Genomic DNA, 20,631 nt, shown 5'->3' on the forward strand with positions numbered 1-20,631 from the left:
CTTATTTGCCCCCCAGCAGATAGAGCCAGAAGGCGGCGGTCAGCGTGACCGATCCGATCACCGTCAGCCAGGCGCCGATCCTGTTGCTCTTCAATTCATATCCGGCGCCGGTATCGAGCAGGAAATGGCGGATGCCGGTTGCCATGTGCTGGAAGAACGACAGCGTCAGGCCGATTCCCACGACATAGCCGATCGCCCCGCCCCAGAACTGGGTGAAGACATGCAGAAAGGTCGCATAGCTGTCCTTGCCGCCGGCGAGTGCCGCGAGCCACCACACGAACGCCCCGGTGCCGACGGTTGCCATGCCATCGCCGGTGGCACGGTGCACGATCGACACGGTCATCGTGATCGGCCAGCGCACATGCCACACATGTGGGCTGAGCGGGCGGGCGACGGGCGGTTTGGTGGCCAAGAGCAAGTCCTTCGTCAGGCAATGCTGGACCTATTAGTCCGCCTATGCCGCGATGCAAGACGGAACGCCTCTCACATCCGTGTCCTAACTGCCTCTTAACCAAATCGGGTTAGCCCAAAGACACAGAACCACGGGACCATATCCGGGTCGCCCAGACGGAGTTTCGCACTTGGACGCCAACGACCTGCCTGCCCCCGGCACGATCGCCGCGAAAATCGATCTGACCGCGCGCCTGCGCGTGTTCGATTTCGACGGATCGCTCGCCAGCGCGAGCCGCGACGCCTGGGCTGTGCTCGAACCCGATATCCGGGCTGTATCCGAGGCTTATTGGCAACAATGGCTTCGTTGCTTCGCCGACGAACGCATCTGGGCGCCACACGAAACCGACAAGATGATCGAGGTCGGCTGCGTCTTCCTGCGCAACCGCTTCATGGACACCAAGGGTCGTGCCTGGGTCGAATCGGTCGAGCGCTCGGTCGCCGCCGCCTATACCAATGATGTGTCGCCGCTGGCCTTGCTGTCGATGATCAACGCCAGCGACCGCGCCGCGCTCAACATCCTTACCAAGCGAGTCGATCATGCCGATGTGAAGTTGCCGGTACTGATCGACACGCTGATGCGCCTTTCCGCGCTCGAGGGCGAAATCACGGTCGCGATCTACAATGGCTATCGCGAACATAGTGCCCAGACCGCGCGCGATCGCCTCGCAACCGAATTCCGCGACGGCATCGCCCGGATGGTCGAGAGCGCAACGCAGGAATCGGGCGTGCTGCGCGGCCAGTCGGTCAGCACCTCCAACTCCGCACGCGGCATGCTCGGCAAAACCTCTGAAGTCGCCGCCGCTGCCGAGCAATCTGCGGTCGCGATGCGCGAAGCCGCCCATACCGCCGCTGGACTGATCCGGGCAATCGAAGACGCCCGCACCGAAGTCGAGGCAGCGCGCGAGATTGCCACCCGCGCCTCGACCCAGGCGAGCACGGCGGTCGGCATGTCGGAAACCCTGTCCGATCACGCCAAGTCGATCGAATCCATCCTCGGCCTGATCCGTGACATTGCCGGGCAGACCAACTTGCTCGCGCTGAACGCGACGATCGAGGCGGCTCGCGCCGGCGATGCCGGCCGCGGCTTCGCGGTCGTTGCGCAGGAAGTGAAGAGCCTCGCCAACCAGACCGCCCGCGCGACCGACGATATCGCCGCCAAGATCGCCGCGATACAGTCGGCCACGCGTTCGACCGTCGATACAAATGCATCGATCAAGGCAACTGTCGCCGAGGTGCAGGAAAGCGCCAACCGCATCCGCTCCGCGATGGAGGCGCAGGCGCAGACCGTGACCGCGATCACCGCGGCGGTCGATGAAACCGCGCTCGCCGCGGATTCGATGTCGAATACCATCGCCGCGATCCGCGAAGATACCGAAACCGTCGCATCGGAGATCGACCGTGTCGGCAAGGGCTTCGATTCGCTCGAAGCAAGACTGGGGACACTCAAGAACAGCGCAGGCGAGTTCATCGCCAAAGTCGCTGCATGAGCATTGGGAGGACGACGTGGTGGTACAAGCAAACGGCGCGACTTTAGGCGGCTGGAGCGGCGGCGCGCGCAGTGCGGCCGAGCGCGTCGGCGATTATGACTGGGACAAGGCGATCGCCGCCGCCAGCGCGGAAATCTCGACCCTGATCGCGGGGTCGGAAGAGAAGATCGCGCGCGCCTTTTGGAGCCACTACATGTCGCTGCCTTCGACAGCGCATATCAGGCCATATCTGTCGGGCGATCTGCTGGCCAAGCGCATTGCGCGAAGCACGCGCTATACCAAGATCAAATATGCCGACCCGTTCGGCGAACAATGGATGACGCTCGCCTTCGGCCATGCCAGCGAATCCTATGAATCCAATGTACCCTTGCCCGCCCTGCTGTCATCGCTCAGCTTTGCGCACAGCCAGACGCTGGGCATCATCGCCGAACGACTGAACGGCGACACGGCACGCGCACAACATCTCGCCGACATCATCCAGCGCCTCGCGCTGGTGGAAGCCGATGTGATGACGACGCATCTCGGCTCGCGCGACGCGGAACGCGCACGCGACGAACGCCGCGAACGATCTGCCCAGTTCAGCGAAAGCATCGGCCAGTCGATCGCCGGCACCGCGACGCTCGGCACACGCATCCGCGTTCAGGCCAAGGGCGCATCCTCCTCTGCGCGTGGCATGCTCGGCAAGACTTCCGAGGTCGCTTCCGCTGCCGAACAGTCGGCAGTCGCGATGAGAGAAGCGGCACAGACCGCCGCCGGCCTGATCCGGGCGATCGAAGACGCGCGCCGCGAAGTCGAGGCCGCCACCGATATCGCGGCCCGCGCGTCGACCCAGGCCAGCGATGCGGTCGGCATGTCGGAAACCCTGTCCGATCACGCCAAGTCGATTGAATCGATCCTCGGCCTGATCCGCGACATTGCCGGCCAGACCAATTTGCTCGCCCTGAACGCGACGATCGAGGCGGCGCGTGCCGGCGATGCCGGTCGCGGTTTCGCAGTCGTTGCGCAGGAAGTGAAATCGCTGGCGAGCCAGACCGCCCGCGCCACCGACGATATCGCCGCCAAGATCGCCGCGATCCAGTCGGCCACCCGCACAACGGTCGACACCAACGCCTCGATCAAGGCGACTGTCGCCGAAGTGCAGGAAAGCGCCAACCGCATCCGCTTCGCGATGGAAGCACAGGCGCAGACCGTCACCGCGATCACTGCGGCGGTCGATGAAACCGCGCTCGCCGCGGATTCCATGTCCAACACCATCGCCATGATCCGCGAAGACACCGAAAATGTCGCCAGCGAGATCGACACGCTCGAACGCGACTTCAGTGAGGTCAATGAACGCCTCGAGACCCTGCGCGGCGCGGCGGACAGCTTTTCCGCCAGCGTCGCGGCCTAGGATAGGCGATCGACGCACCGACTCGAAATGAGCGCTTCCCCGGCCTTTGCCGGGGAAAGCGGTGACGAGCAGGAATCGCGTCCCGGGGTGACGTCCATGGCCTGCACGGCTATGTCGCCCGGATGACCACCAACATCCTCCTCACCGGCAGCAGCCGGGGAATCGGTGCGGCCATCGCGACTGCGCTGACCGGCCCGGATATCAACCTGATCGGCCATGGCACCGCCAGCGGCATTCCGGCGGATTTCGCCGATCCCGCAGCACCGCACCAGCTCTGGGCGGCTGCGCTCGACCGGCTCGACGGTCGCATCGACGTCCTGATCAACAATGCCGGCATCTTCGAAGCCAATCCGATCGATCGCCCGGATGAGGAATGGACCGCAGACTGGGAGCGGACGATGCGCGTCAACCTCACCGCCTCGGCCGAGCTGTGCCGCCTCGCCATCCTTCACTGGCAGGAGCGCAGGTCCGACGGGCGAATCGTCAACATCGCCAGCCGCGCCGCCTATCGCGGGGATTCGCCCGAGCATTGGCACTATGCCGCATCCAAGGCAGGCATGGTGGCGATGACCAAATCGATCGCGCGCGGCTATGCAGCGCAGGGTATTCTCGCCTTTGCGGTGTGCCCGGGCTTCACCATGACCGGCATGGCCGGCGACTATCTGTCGAGCCGGGGCGGGGAGAAGCTGCTCGCCGACATCCCGCTCGGCCGTGTCGCGGAGCCCGACGAGGTCGCAGCGGCAGCGAAATTCCTCGCGCTTGAAGCGCCCGCGTCGATGACAGGATCGGTCCTCGACGTGAACGGGGCAAGCTATGTCCGATAGCTGGAAACTCACCCTGCCCTGTACCCGCGCGGAGGCCGAGGCGATCGACGCGGCCGACGATTTCGGCATCGATCCGGCACCGGTGCTGATGACCAGTGAGGAAGTCGCCGACGACCCGCTGCGCTGGCGGCTGGACGCCTATTTCGAGGGCAGGCCGGACAAGGCCGCGATCGCCGCGGTGCGTGCGCTAGCGCCAAGTTCGGCCAAGACCAAGACGACCGCCGAGCGCGTGCCCGATGCCGATTGGATCACGCTCAGCCAGTCGGGTATCGAACCGGTTCATGCCGGCCGCTTCTACGTCCACACCGACGCCAACAAGGGCGCTATTCCGGCCGGCGCGCGCCCCTTCCGCATCGAAGCGAGTCGCGCCTTCGGTACCGGCCAGCACGAGACGACCACTGGCTGCCTGTTGACGCTCGATGCGATGCGCGTGCGGGGCGAACGCGCGCGCAACCTGGTCGATATCGGCACCGGCACCGGATTGCTGGCCTTCGCCGCGATGCATCTGTGGCCCGGCGCTTATGCCACCGCGTCGGATATCGACGCTGCGTCGATCGATGTGACGGCGGAGAATGCCGGGCTCAATGGAATAGCGCTCGGAAACGGTCCTCGCGAGCTCGCGCTCGCCGTCGCGCCGGGGCTCGAACATCCATTGCTGATCGGCCGGGCGCCCTATGACCTGATCGTCGCCAATATCCTGGCCGGCCCGCTGATCGCGCTCGCTCCGAGCATCGGCATGGCGCTGGCGGAGGGTGGCACGCTGGTTCTGGCGGGCTTGCTCAAGAACCAGGCCGATGCCGTGCTGCGCGCCTATCGCCGACAAGGATTAAGGCTTGCGGGCCGGATCGACACCGGCGACTGGCCGGCGCTGCGCCTACGCAAGCGGGTACGCCACGGCCATGATCGCGTCACGCGGCTCGGCCCCGGCGGCGCGGGCGAAACGCCCGGGTTCGGCAATTGGTAGCCTGACGAACCTTAGCGTGTTTTCGACCAAAGCCGTCGGTGTCCGGCCCCTGTTACGTCCTGTTATCTCCTGTTTTTCGGCACTATTTTTTTGCTCCTGTTACTGCTGAGTCGAAAGCCCGATTATCGGATTGTTTTCAACAGCTTGATGGGGCCGCTCCTGTTATTGAAAAACAGGACGGAACAGGAGCCATAACAGGAGCCGTTTTGATCGAAACAGGAGCTTGCGTCAGACGCTTCGCATCCATGTGAAAGAACGGGCGGCCATGAGAAAGAGCGGGACAAGGGCACCTGAACGACTCTCGTCCGACCGTCACATTGCCGCATCCCGCAGCTTTGTTGAATCGCCACTCGGCGGATCAGCTCAAATCTAGCGCTCAGGCCTCACTGCGATCGCGTCGACCTCGACGAGCAAGTCCGGTCGGGCGAGCCGGACGACATAAACCAGCGTCGATGGCGGTACCGCATCGCCGAGCACCGCGGCGCGAATCGCTGCCGAGCGTTCATAGGCGATCGGCTTGACCAGATAGACATTGAGCTTGACCAGATTGTGCGGGGTCGCCCCCTGGCTCGCCAGGATCGCGACGACATTGCGCAGCGCGCGTTCATATTGCGCCTCGGCATCGGCGGGGATGCTGCCATCGGGAGCGTTGCCGACCTGTCCGGCGACATAGAGCATGTCCGGCCCGGACGGCACCACCGCCAGATGCGAATAGCGCCCGATTGGCGGTGCTACGGTCGAGGGGTTGGACATTTCCTGTGCGGATGCAGCGGCCGGGATGGCCAGTGCACAGGCCAGGAGGATAGCTCGCTTCATGCGGCTGCCTTTGCGTTGGCATAGTCCTGCGTGCCGTGCGTGATCACCACATCCGCGGGATCGATCGCCGCGACCGGAATATCCGGCAGCGCCTTGAGCGTTTCATAGAGCGGCGCGAAGTCCGTTTCCACGGTTAGCCGAAGCAGTTCATCGAAGCTGGGGATGACGAAGTAATTCTGCTGGAAATCGTCGATCCGATATTCGGTCCGCATCACTCGGGCGAGATCGAAGGCGATCCGGTTGGGGCTCGGATCATCGAGCGCGAAGCGGCTTTCGGCAAAGCTCGACACGATGCCCGACCCATAGATGCGCAGGCCCTCGGGCTCGGCGATCAGGCCGAATTCGACCGTGTACCAATAAAGCCGCCCGAGATATTTGAGTGCATCGAGCCCCAGCGCGCGCTGCCCGCCCTGGCCATAGGCCTCAAGATAATCGGCAAACACCGGGTCGGCGAGCATCGGCACATGACCGAACACGTCGTGGAAGACATCGGGCTCCTGCAGATAATCGAGCTGGTCGGGCCGGCGGATGAAATTGCCTGCAACGAACCGGCGGTTCGCCATGTGATCGAAGAACACATCATCGGGCACCAGTCCGGGCACGGCAATCACCTGCCACCCGGTCAGCTTCATCAGCCGTTCGGACAATTCCTCGAAATCGGGAATGCCGGGCTTGGACAATTTGAGCACATCCAGCCCGCGCAGATAGGCGTTGGACGCCCGTCCCGGCAGCAATTTCGCCTGCCGTTCGAACAAGATATCCCAGGTCGCATGTTCCTCCGCAGAGTAGTGCGCCCAGTCCTGTGGTATCGTCCAGTCGCCTGCCGCGCCTTCGGGCGGCGCGTCCAGCACATGCGTATCCTCTGTCATGCAAATCGCTTATCACAGCCCGAACGCCGCAGGAAATGGGTGCGCATGCCAATACGCTGGACGAAGATTTTTACCCGGTGGATGGTGCGATGAGCGATCGCGGGGTCACTCCCGGCCCGCCGTCGAAATTGCTCTGGGCGGCAGAAGTGCCGCGCGCAGCCTGGGCCGTCATCTCGCTGCTCCGATCCGGGCGGATGCTCGATGAGGCACCGAGGGGGGACGGCCGGCCAGTGCTGCTACTGCCCGGGCTGTTCAATTCCGATCGCTCCAATTTCGTCATGCGACGCTATCTCAATCGCCTCGGCTACCGCGCCGAACGCTGGGGTCTGGGCCGCAATATCGGCGCGCGAGCGGTCGGGGCAGATGGCGAGAAGCTGCTTGAGCGCATCCGCGCGCTCCACGCCGAAACCGGCGAACCGGTCACGCTGATCGGGATCAGCCTGGGCGGCGTCATGTCGCGATTCGCGGCGCACCGGCTACCCGGCCTGGTGCGCGAAGTGATCACGATCAGCGCGCCCTTTGCCGGCTCGCCCCGCGCCACCAATGTCTGGCTCGCCTTCGAGCTGCTGACCGGCGACCGCATCGACAGCGAGCGGGTCGCAAAACAGGCCGCCGAGGTGGTACAGCCCCTGCCCGTCCCTTCGACCGCGATCTGGAGCCGCAGCGACGGACTGGTCAACGGCATGATCTGCCATATCGACAACGACCCGCAGTGTCGCAACATCGAGATCCGCGCGAGCCATCTGGGGGTGCAACTGCGCCCCGAAGTCCTGCGCCTGATCGCCGATGTGCTGGGCGGCGCAAAATGAGACTGTCTAGGCCGCGCGCATCAGCACGCATTTCACGGTGAAGTCGATTGCCGGGTAGCTGATATATCCCGACAACTGGCTCGGCCGCGCCAGCGGATTGGTCGAGTTGTCGTTTCGGGCAGGCAGCCCGTCCGGAATACGGAAGCGTGCCACATGCGGTGCTGCGGCCGCCATGGTCAGTACGAGCTCCCCGCAAACCACTTCATAAGTACCGGCCGGCAAGGCGCGTCGGAAGACCTTGCCCGCGCGTAGCGTCCAATGCTGATCGTCCGCCTGATCCACTGGCTCGTCTTCTTCCACAAGCCGCCAATCGCCTTCAAATGCCGCAGCATCATGCGCCATAATCCCTGCTCCACCTGATCCGATGACCAGAACAATAGCAGAACAAAATGGTTGAATCCAGCACCTGAATGACGGCGTCGCCTACCGCGCGACAATGCTCAGCCGTCGAGCATCAGCCGGTAGCGCCCGGTCAGCTTGTGCGCGAGCAACCCATCTTCCTCGCGCGCACCGCCGCCGATATTGTGAATCACTGCCCAATTGCCGCTCGGTCCGCGCCGGTCGGAGACGATGCCGATATGCGGCAGCCGGTCGCCGATGAGACTGGTGAAGATGTCGCCCGGACGCCAGCCGGCCGAGGTGGCGGCCAGCGGCAGCTGTGCGCCCTTGCGCGCCATGAAGATCTGCAGATTGGGCACCCGGCGATGGTCGATGTTGCGATCCGGCCCGCGCAGGCCCCAGCGTTTCGGATAAGCGCTGAAATGCGCGCGCATATCGGCATTGACCAGCGCCTGCAGGTCGATACCGAAAGCGTCGCGATAGGCGCGGATCAGCACGTCGGTGCAGACGCCCTTCGCGCGCGACACGTCGCCATTGGGAAACGCCAACGCGGTATAGGCGGGGTCATAGGCCAGCGTGACGCCGACCTGACGCCGCGCCGCGCCGATCAGCGTCGCTGCAGCCCTGCGCGCCGCCTGCGCCTGTGCCTGCGCCTGAAGCGGCCATGCAGCACAGGCCGACAGGCCCAGCAGCACGACGCGGCGATCGAGCTCAATCATCGCGCGGGGAAAGGTCGGTCGAGTCAGCGCGGTTCGTCGTCACGCGGCGACTCTCCGGCACGATAGCCATCATAAGGCTGGCACGCATTCGGATCCTTGCGGCACGCCTTCTCCGCCTTTTGCCGCTCGCGGCCTTCGCGTTCTTCCTGCTTGCGCATCTTGCGACCATAATTGCGGTCGGCTTCGCTCTGGCTGGTGGTCGACCAGTCGACCGCTTTGCCCGCGACCTTGACCGGCGCGGTGACGACGCTCGCCACAGTGCGGACGCACCCGCCCGAAAGGAGCGGAAGCAGGGCGATGGATGCGATCATCAGCTTGCGCATTGTCTGCCTCATGGTTGACGCGGATGCTTGCTCGCATCGCGCGTTTCGGCGCCGATTTGCGGGAAATCCGTGAAGAACCCGTCGACACCATCCTTGATATATACCGCGATTTCGTCCGAAAGACGGCCATGTGTTACAGGATTGACACCGTCCTTCAGGCTCGGTGGCAGGAAGAAATTCTCCGCACGGAAGGTCCAGGGATGGACACGCAGCCCCGCCCGATGCGCATCCGCGATCAAACTGCTGGGCGCGGCGTCGCCGTTGCGGATCATCGCCTTGGACGGACCGATGCCATAGGCATAGGCAGCAACCGCTTTCAGCCCGGCCGGCGTCGCCATTTCCGCATAGCTCGCCACCGCCTTGTCGACCGGGCCGCCGGCGGCCTCCATCAGTTGGATCAGCCGGATGCCGGTCAGTTTGTGCAGCCGCTTGAGATTGTCGACTTCGAACGACTGAATGAACACCGGCGCATCGGCGCTGCTCCAGCCGGCCGCCTTCAGCTCGGCGGCGAGCTTTTCCTCCATCGGCAGGCCGATCGATGCGAAATAGCTTGGATGCTTGGTTTCGGGATAAATGCCGATCGTCCGGCCGCTGGTCTTTGACTGCGCCTTGGCCAGCGCGATGATCTCGGCCAGAGTCGGAACCTCGAACTGACCATCAAATTTGGCATTATCCGGGCGCAGCTGCGGCAGCCGCTCCTTTGCCCGCAATGTCTTCAGCTCGGCGAGCGTGAAATCTTCGGTGAACCACCCGCTATGGCTTTCGCCGTCGATCACCTTGGTCCTCTTGCGATCGACGAATTCGGGATGCGCCGCGACATCGGTCGTGCCGGTAATGTCATTCTCATGCCGGGCGACAAAGACATTGTCCCTGGTCAGCACCAGGTCGGGCTCAATGAAATCCGCGCCCTGCGCGATCGCCAGCGTGTAGGAAGCGATCGTGTGCTCGGGACGCAACCCGCTCGCGCCGCGATGTGCGATGACGATGGGCGCGCTGCGATCCTTGGCCATGGCCTTATCCTGCATCGTCGTGACGCCCATGGCCAGCACGACCATCGCGGACGCGACGAAACGAGTAACTGCGGCGGTGGTAAATAATGTCATTGCGCTTCCCATATCGGATACCGATTTCATCAACGGCGTTACCCAAATTTCCAACCCAGCTTCCAACAGGGCGCGATTCCCATGCACTTCACCATCAATGGCAAGGCGCGTGAAGCCGAGCCCGATATCCGGGCCTCGCTGCTCGACCTGTTGCGCGAACATCTCGGCCTGACCGGCACCAAAAAGGGCTGCGACCATGGCCAGTGCGGGGCGTGCACGGTGATCGTCAACGGCCGGCGGATCAATTCCTGTCTCACGCTGGCGGTCATGCATCAGGATGATGACATATTGACGATAGAAGGGCTGGGCAGCGCGGATGACCTGCATCCGATGCAGGCCGCTTTTGTGCAGCATGACGGTTTCCAGTGCGGCTATTGCACGCCGGGGCAGATCTGTTCCGCGGTGGCGATGCTCGACGAGGTCAAAATGGGCTGGCCCAGCCATGTCACCGGCCATGTCAGCGGCGACCTGACCGATATCGCGCTGACCGATGCCGAGATATCGGAACGGATGAGCGGCAATCTGTGCCGCTGTTCCGCCTATCCCAATATCGTCGATGCGATCCGCGACGTTGCGAAGGCCGGCGCATGAAGACGTTCGATTATTCACGCGCAGATAGCCCCGAAGCGGCAGTCGCCGCCTTCGCCACCGGCGCTCGGTTCATCGCGGGCGGGACCAATTTGCTCGACCTGATGAAGCTTCAGATCGAGACGCCCGAGCGGCTGGTCGACATCTCGCGGCTCGACCTGGCCGGCATCGCGGAGACGGCCGATGGCGGCCTGTCGATCGGCGCGCTGGTGCCGAACAGCGATCTCGCCGCGGACCGGCGCATCATCCAGGGCTATCCGGTGCTGAGCCGCGCCTTGCTCGCCGGAGCGTCGGGACAGTTGCGCAACAAGGCGACGACCGGCGGCAATCTGCTGCAGCGGACGCGCTGTTCCTATTTCTACGATACGGCAATGGCGTGCAACAAGCGCGCGCCGGGTTCGGGCTGTTCGGCGATCGGCGGCTTCAACCGGATTCTCGCGATCCTCGGCACGAGCGACCAGTGCATCGCGACTCATCCAAGCGACATGGCGGTGGCGATGCGCGCGCTCGACGCGATGATCGTCACATTGAAACCGGATGGGGACCGCCGCCGCATCGCGATCGGCGACCTGTATCGGCTGCCGGGCGACACGCCGCAGATCGAGACGCTGCTCGAGCCGGGCGAGCTGATCACTCATGTCGAGCTGCCGCCGCCACCCAAGGGCGCGCAGCTTTATCGCAAAGTGCGCGACCGGGCATCCTATGCTTTTGCGCTGGTGTCGGTGGCTGGCGTGGTATCGGTCGAGAACGGCAGGATCGCCTCGGCCGCGCTCGCCTTTGGCGGGCTTGGGCCGATGCCGTGGCGCGACGCTGCGGTTGAAGCCGCGCTGGTCGGCGAGCCTCCTTCCACGGCGGCATTCGAGGCGGCTGCAGCTGCGTTGCTCACCGATGCGAGAGGTTTCGGATCGAATGATTTCAAGATTCCCCTCACTCGTCGCCTGCTGATCGCCTGCCTGCGCGATCTCACGGATGGCCCCGGAGCAGCGCGATGACCGAATTCAGGATGGATGCCGATCATGCCGGCCTGGCGATGGACCGCGGGGTTCAGGGCGTGCTCGGCAAGGGTCTTAACCGCGTCGAGGGCGTGCTCAAGGTGATGGGCGCCGCGACCTATGGCTATGAGCATCAACTGGGCACCGAAGTCGCTTATGGCTATCTGATCACCACGCCGGTCGCCAAGGGCAAGGTCATCGGCTTCGACACCGATGCAGCGCGCGCCATGCCCGGCGTCCTCGACATCATCGTCGATGACCCCCGCATCCCACGCCAGGCCGCCAGCTTCGGACCGGCAGCGAACGGCAATGCCGCAATCGATCATTTCGACCAGGTGCTCGGCGCAGCGATCGCGACGAGTTTCGAAGCCGCTCGCGCCGCCGCCCGTGCGGTGCGCGTCGACATCGTGGCCGAGCAAGGCCGGTTCGACATGATGGCCGATATCGCCAACGCAAGCGGTCCGCCAAAGAGCTCGCGCCTGCAGGATGTGGCCAAGGGTGACATCGATGCCGCCATGACCACCGCCGACGTCACAGTGGATCAGGTCTACACCACGCCCAACCAGGTCCATGCCGCGATGGAGCCGCATGCATCGATCGCAACCTGGGACGACGGCAAGCTGACGCTCTATTCGAGCCTGCAGATCCTCAATGTCGCAAAAGCGGTTCTTGCCCGGTCGCTGGGCATCGATGCGACGGCGGTGCGGATCGTCTCGCCCTATATCGGCGGCGGATTCGGCGGCAAGCTGCTGGGTCCGGAGGCTGTGATGGCGGCGATCGCGTCGCAGCGGCTCGACCGGCCGGTCAAGATCGCGATGGCGCGCGCGCAACTGTTCCACAACGTCTATCGGCGCACGGACACGCATCAGCGCATCCGTCTTGCCGCCAATGCCGATGGCCGCCTCACCGCGATCGGCCACGACAGCGTGGTCAGCCAGGGACCGGATGGCGGCTTCATGGAGCCGGTCGCACTCGGCACGATCGCGCTTTACGCGGCGGCGGTACGGCACTTCAGTCACAAGATCGTGACGCTCGACATGGTCCAGGCCGGCGCGGTGCGCGCGCCAGGCGAAGCCGTCGGCATGCTCGCGCTGGAAACCGCGATCGACGAGATGGCGGAGCAGCTCGGCCGCGATCCAATCGACTTCCGCAAACTCAACGAGCCCGAGGTCGATCCGACCACCGGCGCGCCCTATTCGACACGGCGGCTGGTCGAGTGTCTCGACGAGGGCGCGAGGCGCTTCGGCTGGGCGCGGCGCGAAGCGATACCGGGGTCGGTGCGCGACGGCGAATGGCTGGTCGGCATGGGCGTGGCGGCGGCTGTGCGCATCAACCTGCTGGTCGATTCCGAAGCCCGCGTCACGCTCGGCACCAATGGCCGCGCGACGGTCGAGACCGACATGACCGATATCGGCACGGGCACCTACACGATCCTGTCGCAGATTGCCGGTGAATCACTGGGCCTGCCGATGCATTGTGTCGATGTCCGGCTCGGCGACACGGACTTGCCGCCGGGCTCCGGGTCGGGCGGATCGTTCGGTGCGGCAAGTGCCGGATCGTCGGTCGCGCTGGCGTGCGAGGACATTGTTGCCGAACTCGCCAGCCGCATGAAGGCCAGGCCTGAGGACATGACGCTGAAGGATGGCCATGCCATCGCCGGCAATCGCCGCGTACCACTGGAAGAACTGGTCGGCGACGCCCCGATCATTGCCATCGGCAAGATCAGCCAGGGCAGCAATGCGCGCACATTCAGCCAGGCCGCGCATGGGGCGCAGTTCGCCGAGGTCGGGGTCAATGCGGTGACCGGCGAAGTCCGCGTGCGGCGCATGCTCGGCGTGTTCGAGGCCGGCCGTATCCTCAACGCCAAGACCGCGCGCAGCCAGGCGATCGGCGGGATGATCTGGGGCATCGGCTATGCGCTGATGGAGCATGCCGTGCTCGACAAGCGGCATGGCCAGTTCGTCAACCACGACCTTGGCGAATATCATGTGCCGGTACATGCCGACGTACCCCATCTCGATGTGCATTTCATCGAAGACATCGACCATCATGCCAATCCGATCGGCGTGAAGGGACTGGGCGAGCTGACCATCTCCGGCGCAGGCGCGGCGGTGACCAATGCGATCTACAATGCCTGTGGTGTTCGCGTGCGTGAGTTTCCGATGACATTGGACAAGATATTAGCCGGATTGCCGCCGGTTTGAATCATTGCTCGCTCACCCACAAACAACGGCATGCGCGCAACAGAAACGAGTGATTGATGGCCGATAACGATACCGTCCTTGCCGCCGCTACCGCCTGGAAAGGCGCGCCGATGGCGCTTGCCACGGTGGTCTCGACCTGGGGCTCGGCACCGCGCCCCAAAGGCAGCCATATGCTCGTCCATGCCGATGGTCGGTTCGAGGGTTCGGTGTCGGGTGGCTGTGTCGAGAGCGATATCCTCGCCACCGCCGCCGATGTGATCGCGGGCGCGCCGTTCGTGGTGAAGCAATACGGCGTCGAGGATGCGGCCGCATGGGAAGTCGGCCTGCCGTGCGGCGGCCAGATCGCGGTGATGGTGCAGCCGGTGTCGGCCGCGGGGTTCGACCCGGAGCTGTTCGACCGCATCGCCGAAGCGCGCGACGCGGGCCAGGCACTCAACGTCGCCACCGATCTCGACAGTGGAACGAGTTCGTTGCGTGAGATCGAGGGCGCGGCGTTCGTCAATCGTTACGATCCGCCGCGCCGCCTGCTGATTGTCGGGGCGGTGCAGATCGCCCAGGCGCTGGCCGGTCTTGCGCGCGAACTCGGCATCGAAACGGTGGTGATCGACCCGCGCGCCCGCTTCCTGACCGCGGAGCGTTTCCCGGGCGTCATACTCGACGATCGCTGGCCGGACGAGGCGGTGGCCGCCTATGCGCCTGGACCATCGACCGCGGTGGTGACGCTCAGCCATGACACCAAGATCGACGACCCGGCGCTGACCGCGGCGCTGGCGACCAGGGCCGCCTATGTCGGCGCGCTCGGGTCGCGACGCAGCCATGCGGCACGGCGCGAACGGCTGGCGATTGCTGGGTTGAGCGATGCGGACCTCGACCGCATCGATGCGCCGGTCGGGCTGGATATCGGCGCGATCGGACCGGCCGAGATCGCGCTGTCGATCGCCGCCGCGATGGTCGGAGCCTTCAACGCACCGCGGCGTTGACCCCCGATAGGAGAGCTTGATGATCCGCGTCGACCGCACTGTCCTGATCCTGCTCGCTGCCGGCCGGTCGATACGGTTCGGCGACACGGACAAGCTGGAGCAGGAGTTCCTGCATAAGCCGCTGGCCTTTCATGTCGTGACCGCACTGGAGGGCGTGCCGTTTCTTGGCCGCATTGCGGTTACCAGCAACACCCGGCTCGACTTCGCCGCGCGGGGCTATCGCGTCGTCCCCAACGATACGCCGAAGGGCAATTTGTCGAGTTCGATCCGCCTCGGCGTCGCTGCGGCGCGCGAGCTTGATCCCGATGCCGTGCTGTTCGCGCTGGCCGACATGCCGCGCGTCACAGCCTCCCTGATCCATAGCCTGCTCGATACGGCCGATGGTCCCGACTCGGTGGTCGCATCGAGCGACGGTCGGCATCCGCGCCCGCCGGCGGTGTTCGGCATCGACCAGTGCGAGGCACTGCTGGCGCTGCAGGGCGATTACGGCGCGCGCGAGATGGTCCGCGCCGGCAAGCATGTCGTCGCGCCGGTCAACGAGCTGATCGATATCGACACGCCCGAAGACCTGGAACGGCTGCGAGCGCTCGTCCGCCCTATTCGTGACGGAGCGCATCAATCGGATTGAGGCTCGCCGCACGCCGCGCCGGGAAATAGCCGAACACCACGCCGATCACCGCCGAAATGCCGAAAGCGATCAGGTTGATCTGCGGCACGAAGATATAGTCGACCTTCATCACCGGCGCGAGCGAGACCACCGCGATCTGCGCGATGACCAGCCCGATCACGCCGCCGAGCATCGATAGCGCGACCGCCTCGACCAGGAATTGCAGCAGCACCTCGTTCGCCACCGCACCGATGGCGAGACGGATGCCGATCTCGCGCGTCCGCTCGGTCACCGACACCAGCATGATGTTCATGATGCCGATACCGCCGACGATCAGGCTGATCGCCGCGACTGCGGTCACGATGCTGGTCAGCAAGGTCGTGGTGCCGGTCAGCGTGTCGGAAATCTGCTTGGTGTCGAAGATGTTGAAGTCGTCATCCTTGCTGCCGGTGATGTTGCGCCGTTCGCGCAGCAGATCCGTGATCGAGGACTGCACCACTGCACTCGAATAGGCCTGATCGACCCCGACCAGCATCAGCCGGATATCGCGGTTCCCGGTGAAGCGGCGCTGCACTGCCTTGATCGGCATGATCACGACATCGTCCTGGTCACCGCCGAAGCCGGCCTGGCCGCGCGTCGAAAGGATGCCGATCACGTCGCACGAGATGCCGCCGAGACGGATCCGCTCGCCGACCGCGGCGCCACCGCGGAACAGGTTGGTGCGCACGGTATTGCCGATGATGCACACTGCCTTGCCCGCCTGCTCCTCAGCCCGGGTGAAGCTGCGCCCGGCGGTCAGCGGCCAGGGCTGGACCTGGAAATAGGCTTCGGTGGTGCCGTTGATCGTGGTCGACCAGTTGGCGCCTTCATAGATCGCGGTGGCAGTCGACTGAGCCTGCGGCGCGACCGCACTGACGCCGGCAATCTGACGGGAGATCGCGTCGACATCCTCCTGCTTGAAATCGGGCGGCCGCGGCCCGCCGCCGCCGCGCCCAAAACCCTGGCCGGGGCGGATTTGCAGGATGTTGGTGCCAAGTGCGGAGATCTGTTTCTGCACCGCTGCAGTCGTCGCCTGGCCGAGCGTGACCATGGTCACGACCGCCGCAACACCGATGATGATGCCGAGTGCAGTCAGGATCGAGCGCAGCTTGTGGCGCAGGATCGAGCGGATCGCGAGGAGGAAGGTGGTGCCGAGCATCAGATCGTCACTTTCTCGCCCTGATGGTGCTGCGCCTCGATGCGTTCGACCAGGCCATCCTTGAAATGCACCACGGTGCGGGCAAAGGCGGCCATGTCGGGTTCGTGGGTGACCATCAGCACGGTGATGCCGTTCTCTCGGTTGAGGTCGCTGAGCAGTTCCATGATCTCGACCGAGCGTTCGGAATCAAGGTTGCCGGTCGGCTCGTCGGCGAGCAGTACATCAGGCGAAGTGACGATCGCACGCGCGATGGCAACACGTTGCTGCTGACCGCCGGACAGTTCCGCCGGCGTATGGTCCCACCATTGCGCCAGCCCGACTTTGTCGAGCGCGGCCATCGCCGCATCGTGACGCTGCTTCTTGGGGTCACCGCGATAGAGCAAGGGAAGCTCGACATTCTCGAGCGCGGTGGTGCGCGCGAGCAGGTTGAAGCCCTGGAACACGAAGCCGAGATATTTGCGGCGCAGCAATGCACGCTGGTCGCGACCGAGCGTTTCGACATGATGGCCGCGAAACTCGAACGTCCCGCCGGTCGGCACGTCGAGGCAGCCAAGGATATTCATCGTCGTCGACTTGCCCGATCCCGACGCGCCCATCACTGCGACGAAATCGCCTGCCTGGATGTCGAGGTCGATGCCCTTCAGCGCCTGGAACGCGGTCGCGCCCTCGCCATAGGTCTTGGTGACGCCGCGCAGCCGGATCAGCGGTTCGGTGTTACTGGCCACTGCGCTGCCCGCCGCCGCCAGCGCCACCCCCACCGCCCGAGCGTCGGCGCTGACCGCCACCCGAGGATGCCTTGTCGCCCGATGCGAGCTGGCCGGTGATCACTTCCATGCCCGGCTTCAGGTCGCCGCCAGTCACTTCGGTGACCGAGCCGTTGGTCTCACCAGTGGTGATGTCGACCGCCTTAGGTGTGCCGTCCGTGTCCTTGATATAGACTGTCTGGTGCCCGCCGCGACCGATCGTCGCGGTACGTTCACCACCCCCGCCGCCGCCACGGCCGCCGCGGCGCGGCCGGGTCGGGACAAGCGCGCCAGCGATACCACCGCTGGCGGCAGCGGTCGGTCCGGCGGTATCCGGCTTGAAGCGCAGCGCGGCATTGGGAACGAGCAGGACATTGCTCTTGGCCGTCGTCACGATATCGGCGGTCGCCGTCATGCCCGGGCGGAGTTCGAGCTTGGGGTTCGCCACGGTGAGCGTCGCGCCATAGGAGACGACCTGTGCGGTGGTCGTGCTGGCGGTCGTGGTGGTGGTCTGCGCGCTCAGATTGGAGCCGAGATCGACGCGCGTGATGTCGGCGGGAAAGGTCTGCCCGGGAAAGGCATCGACGGTGAAGCTGGCCTTCTGGCCCTGCTTGACCGATCCGACATCAGCCTCGTCGATCGCGACCTCGAGCTTCATCTGCGACAGATCTTCGGCAATGACGAACAGGGTCGGCGTGCTGAATGATGCGGCGACGGTCTGGCCCGGCTCGATCTGGCGCGCGAGCACCACGCCATTGACCGGCGAGCGGATCACGGTCTTCACCAGCTGAGTCGCGTTGGACGACAGGGTCGCCTGGGCCGATTGCACATTGGCCTGGGCTGCGCGGAGGTTCGCCACGGCGCGCGAGCGATCGGCGATCGCCTGTTCCATCTCGGTCTTGGCCGGAACGCGGCCACCCGACAACCGGCTGACTTCCTGCAGCCGCTGGAGCTGCGCGCCCGACTGGGCAAGCGTCGCCTGGGCCTGCGCGACGGCGGCGACATTGGCGGCAAGCGCCGCCTTGCTCTGGTTGACCGTATCCTGGAAGCGCGAGGGATCGACCAGCGCCAGCGGCTGCCCGATCACGACCCGATCATTGACGTCGACCACCACCTTGGTGACCAGTCCCGACAGTTCCGAGCCGACCTGGACCTGATTGGTCGGGGCAAGTTTGCCGGTCGCCGAGACGGTGACCTGGAACGAGCCCTGCGCGGCCTTCTCGGTCGTGTATTCGACCGGCGCCGTCCCAGCCAGCCAGCTCTTGAGCAGCAAGCCGAGCAGCACCACGCCGACCGCGATCAGCACCCATTTCAGGTAGCGGCGCCACGCCGGCTGCTGCTTCACGCCGAGAAAATCATCGAGATTGGTGTCGGCCATGGCTTATTCCTGCGTCTTGTCGGCTTGCCGGGCCGTGGCCGGCGGGGCTTGCGGGGTTTCGGCGCTATTCCAGCCGCCACCCAGCGCGAGATAGAGCTGCACCAGCGCCTGGGCCTGGTCGGCCTTTGCGCCCGCCAGGCCGTTCTGCGCAGAGAGCAGCGAGCTTTCCGACGTGTTGAGCGTGGTGATGTCCGTCAGGCCGGCACGATATTGGCTGCGCGCGAGGATCGCGGCGTTGTTCGACGCGTCGAGCTGGATCGCGAATTCGCGCTGGCGCGCCTTCGCGGTGTCGAGCGCGGTCAGCGCGTTCTCGACATCCTCCAGCGCGGTCAGAACGGTCGATTTATAGGCCGCGAAAGCGCCATCGGCAGCAGCCTTGTTGGCACGCACCACTGAGCGATTGCGCCCGCCGTCGAAGATCGTCTGGGCGACGTTGGCGAACAACCGGCCGGTGATGACATCGGCAAGCGAGCCGAGCAGGCCGGCATTGGTGCTGATGCTGCCGCCGATGCTGAGCGCGGGATAGAGCTGCGCCTCGGCCACGCCGATCCGAGCGGTCGCGGCGGCGAGATTGCGCTCCGCCGAGCGGACATCGGGGCGCTGGCGGATGATGTCGGCGGGCACCCCGACCGGCACGGCGGACGGGCCGGCAGGGATCGGCGCGACGGCGGCAAGCTCAGCCTTAAGCGCGCCCGGCGCCTGGCCGGTCAGGACACCGAGCCGGTTGGCGGCCTGCTGGAAATTCTGTTCGAGCGACGGGATCTGCGCGGCGGTCTGCGCGCGCTGCGCACGCGCCTGTTCGCTGTCGAGCGAGGAAACCAGCCCGGCCTGAACGCGGAAACCGGCAATTTCGAGATTGTCGTCCTGGATGGTCAGCGAGCCGCGCGCGATGGCGAGGCTGGCCTGAGCGGCGCGCGCCAGGACATAATTGCGCGCCACCTCGGAGGCGATCGAGGTTTGCACCGAGGCGAGATCGAAACCGCTCGCCTCATAGGCGCCACGCGATGCTTCGACCGAGCGCCGTACCCCGCCGAAGATATCGGCCTGATACGACACGTCGCCGGAGATGGAATAGTTCTGGTTGACGATCCCGGCATTGGTCACATTGCCGAAACTCTGCCCCTTCAGATTGAAGTTGCGCGAATAACCCGCCGATGCGTCGACGCTGGGCAGCAAGCTGGCGCGTGACTGAACCAGCGATTCCCGCGCCTGGCGCAACCGCGCCACGGCCTGGGCAATGTCGAGATTGTCGCGCCGCGCCCGTTCGACGATCGAGTTGAGCAGCGGATCGTTGAGGTTGGTCCACCAGGTCGCGATATCGGGCGGAGTACCCGCCGGGGCCGGGGTCGAATAGGCATCCGGCACGCCAAGCGAGGCACTGGCCGGCGGCGTATAGTTCGGGCCGACCGCGCACGCCTGAAGCGGCAGGGCGATGACGAGCAGCAAAGAGATGCGCGAACCAAGCATGATGTTCAAATGGTCGCCGTGTTGCCTTTGGTCCATCGATTTATTGTCGCAATTTGTCGCTTGCGCGAGTGTGAACGGGTTCGGCTGCGGCTCGAAAGCGCCGATCATGCGGGATTTTTCTGCTGTTCGTGCTGTTATTTTCCACGAGATTTTTTCCATGCTGTTAAGTTGGATTTTCAGAGAAAAATTTCCGTTTATTTTCAGTCAGATAATACCCACTTATGCTGTTATTCAATAACAGCATGGAAACAGCGTATAACAGCATGCTGTTTCTGCCCGAACAGCATGCCGGTTGTTCCAATTCTGTACGGTTGAGCAAAGCGATATCACCCATTCAGGAGTTCGATCCGGCCCGATCATGATGAGACCGCTGCCGAT

At 64.7% G+C, this 20,631-nt stretch carries 21 protein-coding genes; 10 read left to right on the top strand and 11 right to left on the bottom strand.

The window, feature by feature from the left end:
- Position 1: 1 nt before the first annotated feature.
- Positions 2-412: a succinate dehydrogenase, cytochrome b556 subunit gene (gene sdhC / locus H3Z74_RS13945; protein ID WP_187760242.1), complete on the bottom strand. Its 411-nt coding sequence runs from the start codon at positions 410-412 to the stop codon at positions 2-4.
- Between the two features lie 184 nt (positions 413-596).
- On the opposite strand from sdhC, the gene H3Z74_RS13950 reads away from it, so the two are divergent.
- From H3Z74_RS13950 to H3Z74_RS13965, 4 genes are all read left to right on the top strand, one after another.
- Entirely contained in the window at positions 597-1,940 is a 1,344-nt protein-coding gene (locus tag H3Z74_RS13950; protein WP_187764325.1) for a methyl-accepting chemotaxis protein, read from the top strand.
- A 16-nt stretch (positions 1,941-1,956) separates the two neighbouring features.
- Positions 1,957-3,330 carry a methyl-accepting chemotaxis protein gene (locus H3Z74_RS13955; RefSeq protein ID WP_187760243.1) on the top strand — a complete coding sequence of 458 codons (1,374 nt, stop codon included), beginning with the start codon at positions 1,957-1,959 and terminating at the stop codon, positions 3,328-3,330.
- Positions 3,331-3,452: 122 nt separating this feature from the next.
- Positions 3,453-4,154: an SDR family NAD(P)-dependent oxidoreductase gene (locus tag H3Z74_RS13960; protein ID WP_187760244.1), complete on the top strand. Its 702-nt coding sequence runs from the start codon at positions 3,453-3,455 to the stop codon at positions 4,152-4,154.
- Positions 4,144-5,118, top strand: coding sequence for a 50S ribosomal protein L11 methyltransferase (locus tag H3Z74_RS13965; protein ID WP_187760245.1), 975 nt, complete (start codon positions 4,144-4,146; stop codon positions 5,116-5,118). The genes H3Z74_RS13960 and H3Z74_RS13965 overlap by 11 nt, the downstream gene beginning before the upstream one ends.
- Positions 5,119-5,487: 369 nt before the next feature.
- On the opposite strand, the gene H3Z74_RS13970 is transcribed toward H3Z74_RS13965, so the two are convergent.
- Both H3Z74_RS13970 and phhA read right to left on the bottom strand, forming a co-directional pair.
- Positions 5,488-5,934 carry a RidA family protein gene (locus tag H3Z74_RS13970; RefSeq protein ID WP_187760246.1) on the bottom strand — a complete coding sequence of 149 codons (447 nt, stop codon included), beginning with the start codon at positions 5,932-5,934 and terminating at the stop codon, positions 5,488-5,490.
- A complete protein-coding gene (phhA, locus tag H3Z74_RS13975) occupies positions 5,931-6,803 on the bottom strand; it encodes a phenylalanine 4-monooxygenase (RefSeq protein ID WP_187760247.1) in 873 nt (290 codons plus the stop codon). The genes H3Z74_RS13970 and phhA overlap by 4 nt, the downstream gene beginning before the upstream one ends.
- An 89-nt stretch (positions 6,804-6,892) precedes the next feature.
- Between phhA and H3Z74_RS13980 the strand changes: the two genes are divergently transcribed.
- Positions 6,893-7,612: an esterase/lipase family protein gene (locus H3Z74_RS13980; RefSeq protein ID WP_187760248.1), complete on the top strand. Its 720-nt coding sequence runs from the start codon at positions 6,893-6,895 to the stop codon at positions 7,610-7,612.
- 6 nt (positions 7,613-7,618) lie between these two features.
- Here the strand turns inward: H3Z74_RS13980 and H3Z74_RS13985 are convergent, their stop codons facing one another.
- The 4 genes from H3Z74_RS13985 to H3Z74_RS14000 all read right to left on the bottom strand — a co-directional run bounded on the left by H3Z74_RS13985 (position 7,619) and on the right by H3Z74_RS14000 (position 10,048).
- On the bottom strand, positions 7,619-7,954 hold the full coding sequence (locus tag H3Z74_RS13985) for a hypothetical protein (protein ID WP_187760249.1): 336 nt from the start codon (positions 7,952-7,954) through the stop codon (positions 7,619-7,621).
- Positions 7,955-8,052: 98 nt separating this feature from the next.
- Positions 8,053-8,670 (bottom strand): DUF1287 domain-containing protein, encoded by a 618-nt coding sequence (locus H3Z74_RS13990; protein WP_187760250.1) that lies wholly within the window; start codon positions 8,668-8,670, stop codon positions 8,053-8,055.
- A gap of 23 nt (positions 8,671-8,693) precedes the next feature.
- The gene (locus tag H3Z74_RS13995) at positions 8,694-8,993 is read right to left on the bottom strand and encodes a hypothetical protein (protein WP_187760251.1); all 300 of its coding nucleotides are present in this window, start codon (positions 8,991-8,993) and stop codon (positions 8,694-8,696) included.
- Positions 8,994-9,001: 8 nt separating this feature from the next.
- Complete coding sequence (locus H3Z74_RS14000; RefSeq protein WP_390901760.1) at positions 9,002-10,048, bottom strand: glycerophosphodiester phosphodiesterase; 1,047 nt, start codon at positions 10,046-10,048, stop codon at positions 9,002-9,004.
- Between the two features lie 129 nt (positions 10,049-10,177).
- Between H3Z74_RS14000 and H3Z74_RS14005 the strand changes: the two genes are divergently transcribed.
- Genes H3Z74_RS14005 through H3Z74_RS14025 form a run of 5 tightly spaced genes read left to right on the top strand, consistent with a single transcriptional unit; the run spans position 10,178 to position 15,488 of the window.
- Complete coding sequence (locus tag H3Z74_RS14005) at positions 10,178-10,687, top strand: 2Fe-2S iron-sulfur cluster-binding protein (protein WP_187760252.1); 510 nt, start codon at positions 10,178-10,180, stop codon at positions 10,685-10,687.
- Entirely contained in the window at positions 10,684-11,676 is a 993-nt protein-coding gene (locus H3Z74_RS14010) for an FAD binding domain-containing protein (protein WP_187760253.1), read from the top strand. Before H3Z74_RS14005 ends, H3Z74_RS14010 begins: the two co-directional genes overlap by 4 nt.
- Positions 11,673-13,880 carry a xanthine dehydrogenase family protein molybdopterin-binding subunit gene (locus H3Z74_RS14015; RefSeq protein ID WP_187760254.1) on the top strand — a complete coding sequence of 736 codons (2,208 nt, stop codon included), beginning with the start codon at positions 11,673-11,675 and terminating at the stop codon, positions 13,878-13,880. The genes H3Z74_RS14010 and H3Z74_RS14015 overlap by 4 nt, the downstream gene beginning before the upstream one ends.
- A gap of 56 nt (positions 13,881-13,936) precedes the next feature.
- A complete protein-coding gene (locus tag H3Z74_RS14020; protein ID WP_187760255.1) occupies positions 13,937-14,860 on the top strand; it encodes an XdhC family protein in 924 nt (307 codons plus the stop codon).
- A gap of 19 nt (positions 14,861-14,879) precedes the next feature.
- Positions 14,880-15,488, top strand: coding sequence for a nucleotidyltransferase family protein (locus tag H3Z74_RS14025; protein ID WP_187760256.1), 609 nt, complete (start codon positions 14,880-14,882; stop codon positions 15,486-15,488).
- Here H3Z74_RS14025 and H3Z74_RS14030 read toward each other — a convergent pair.
- The 4 genes from H3Z74_RS14030 to H3Z74_RS14045 are packed head-to-tail and all read right to left on the bottom strand — an operon-like array spanning position 15,457 to position 20,253.
- Positions 15,457-16,665 carry an ABC transporter permease gene (locus H3Z74_RS14030; protein WP_187760257.1) on the bottom strand — a complete coding sequence of 403 codons (1,209 nt, stop codon included), beginning with the start codon at positions 16,663-16,665 and terminating at the stop codon, positions 15,457-15,459. The two genes, H3Z74_RS14025 and H3Z74_RS14030, sit on opposite strands and share 32 nt — an antisense overlap.
- Positions 16,665-17,390 (bottom strand): ABC transporter ATP-binding protein, encoded by a 726-nt coding sequence (locus H3Z74_RS14035; RefSeq protein ID WP_187764327.1) that lies wholly within the window; start codon positions 17,388-17,390, stop codon positions 16,665-16,667. Before H3Z74_RS14035 ends, H3Z74_RS14030 begins: the two co-directional genes overlap by 1 nt.
- A complete protein-coding gene (locus H3Z74_RS14040) occupies positions 17,380-18,786 on the bottom strand; it encodes an efflux RND transporter periplasmic adaptor subunit (RefSeq protein ID WP_187760258.1) in 1,407 nt (468 codons plus the stop codon). Before H3Z74_RS14040 ends, H3Z74_RS14035 begins: the two co-directional genes overlap by 11 nt.
- Positions 18,787-18,789: 3 nt before the next feature.
- Positions 18,790-20,253, bottom strand: coding sequence for an efflux transporter outer membrane subunit (locus H3Z74_RS14045; protein ID WP_187760259.1), 1,464 nt, complete (start codon positions 20,251-20,253; stop codon positions 18,790-18,792).
- Positions 20,254-20,631 lie beyond the last annotated feature (378 nt).

It is taken from the genome of Sphingomonas alpina, from assembly GCF_014490665.1.
GTDB lineage: Bacteria > Pseudomonadota > Alphaproteobacteria > Sphingomonadales > Sphingomonadaceae > Sphingomonas > Sphingomonas alpina.

Excerpts from the sequence above, each read along its gene's own strand:
- H3Z74_RS13960 (WP_187760244.1), top strand. The coding sequence starts at position 3,453 with ATGACCACCAACATCCTCCTCACCGGCAGCAGCCGGGGAATCGGTGCG.
- H3Z74_RS13965 (WP_187760245.1), top strand. The coding sequence starts at position 4,144 with ATGTCCGATAGCTGGAAACTCACCCTGCCCTGTACCCGCGCGGAGGCC.
- H3Z74_RS13970 (WP_187760246.1), bottom strand. The coding sequence starts at position 5,934 with ATGAAGCGAGCTATCCTCCTGGCCTGTGCACTGGCCATCCCGGCCGCT.
- phhA (WP_187760247.1), bottom strand. The coding sequence starts at position 6,803 with ATGACAGAGGATACGCATGTGCTGGACGCGCCGCCCGAAGGCGCGGCA.
- H3Z74_RS13980 (WP_187760248.1), top strand. The coding sequence starts at position 6,893 with ATGAGCGATCGCGGGGTCACTCCCGGCCCGCCGTCGAAATTGCTCTGG.
- H3Z74_RS13985 (WP_187760249.1), bottom strand. The coding sequence starts at position 7,954 with ATGGCGCATGATGCTGCGGCATTTGAAGGCGATTGGCGGCTTGTGGAA.
- H3Z74_RS13990 (WP_187760250.1), bottom strand. The coding sequence starts at position 8,670 with ATGATTGAGCTCGATCGCCGCGTCGTGCTGCTGGGCCTGTCGGCCTGT.
- H3Z74_RS13995 (WP_187760251.1), bottom strand. The coding sequence starts at position 8,993 with ATGCGCAAGCTGATGATCGCATCCATCGCCCTGCTTCCGCTCCTTTCG.
- H3Z74_RS14000 (WP_390901760.1), bottom strand. The coding sequence starts at position 10,048 with ATGGTCGTGCTGGCCATGGGCGTCACGACGATGCAGGATAAGGCCATG.
- H3Z74_RS14005 (WP_187760252.1), top strand. The coding sequence starts at position 10,178 with ATGCACTTCACCATCAATGGCAAGGCGCGTGAAGCCGAGCCCGATATC.
- H3Z74_RS14010 (WP_187760253.1), top strand. The coding sequence starts at position 10,684 with ATGAAGACGTTCGATTATTCACGCGCAGATAGCCCCGAAGCGGCAGTC.
- H3Z74_RS14015 (WP_187760254.1), top strand. The coding sequence starts at position 11,673 with ATGACCGAATTCAGGATGGATGCCGATCATGCCGGCCTGGCGATGGAC.
- H3Z74_RS14020 (WP_187760255.1), top strand. The coding sequence starts at position 13,937 with ATGGCCGATAACGATACCGTCCTTGCCGCCGCTACCGCCTGGAAAGGC.
- H3Z74_RS14025 (WP_187760256.1), top strand. The coding sequence starts at position 14,880 with ATGATCCGCGTCGACCGCACTGTCCTGATCCTGCTCGCTGCCGGCCGG.
- H3Z74_RS14030 (WP_187760257.1), bottom strand. The coding sequence starts at position 16,665 with ATGCTCGGCACCACCTTCCTCCTCGCGATCCGCTCGATCCTGCGCCAC.
- H3Z74_RS14040 (WP_187760258.1), bottom strand. The coding sequence starts at position 18,786 with ATGGCCGACACCAATCTCGATGATTTTCTCGGCGTGAAGCAGCAGCCG.
- H3Z74_RS14045 (WP_187760259.1), bottom strand. The coding sequence starts at position 20,253 with ATGCTTGGTTCGCGCATCTCTTTGCTGCTCGTCATCGCCCTGCCGCTT.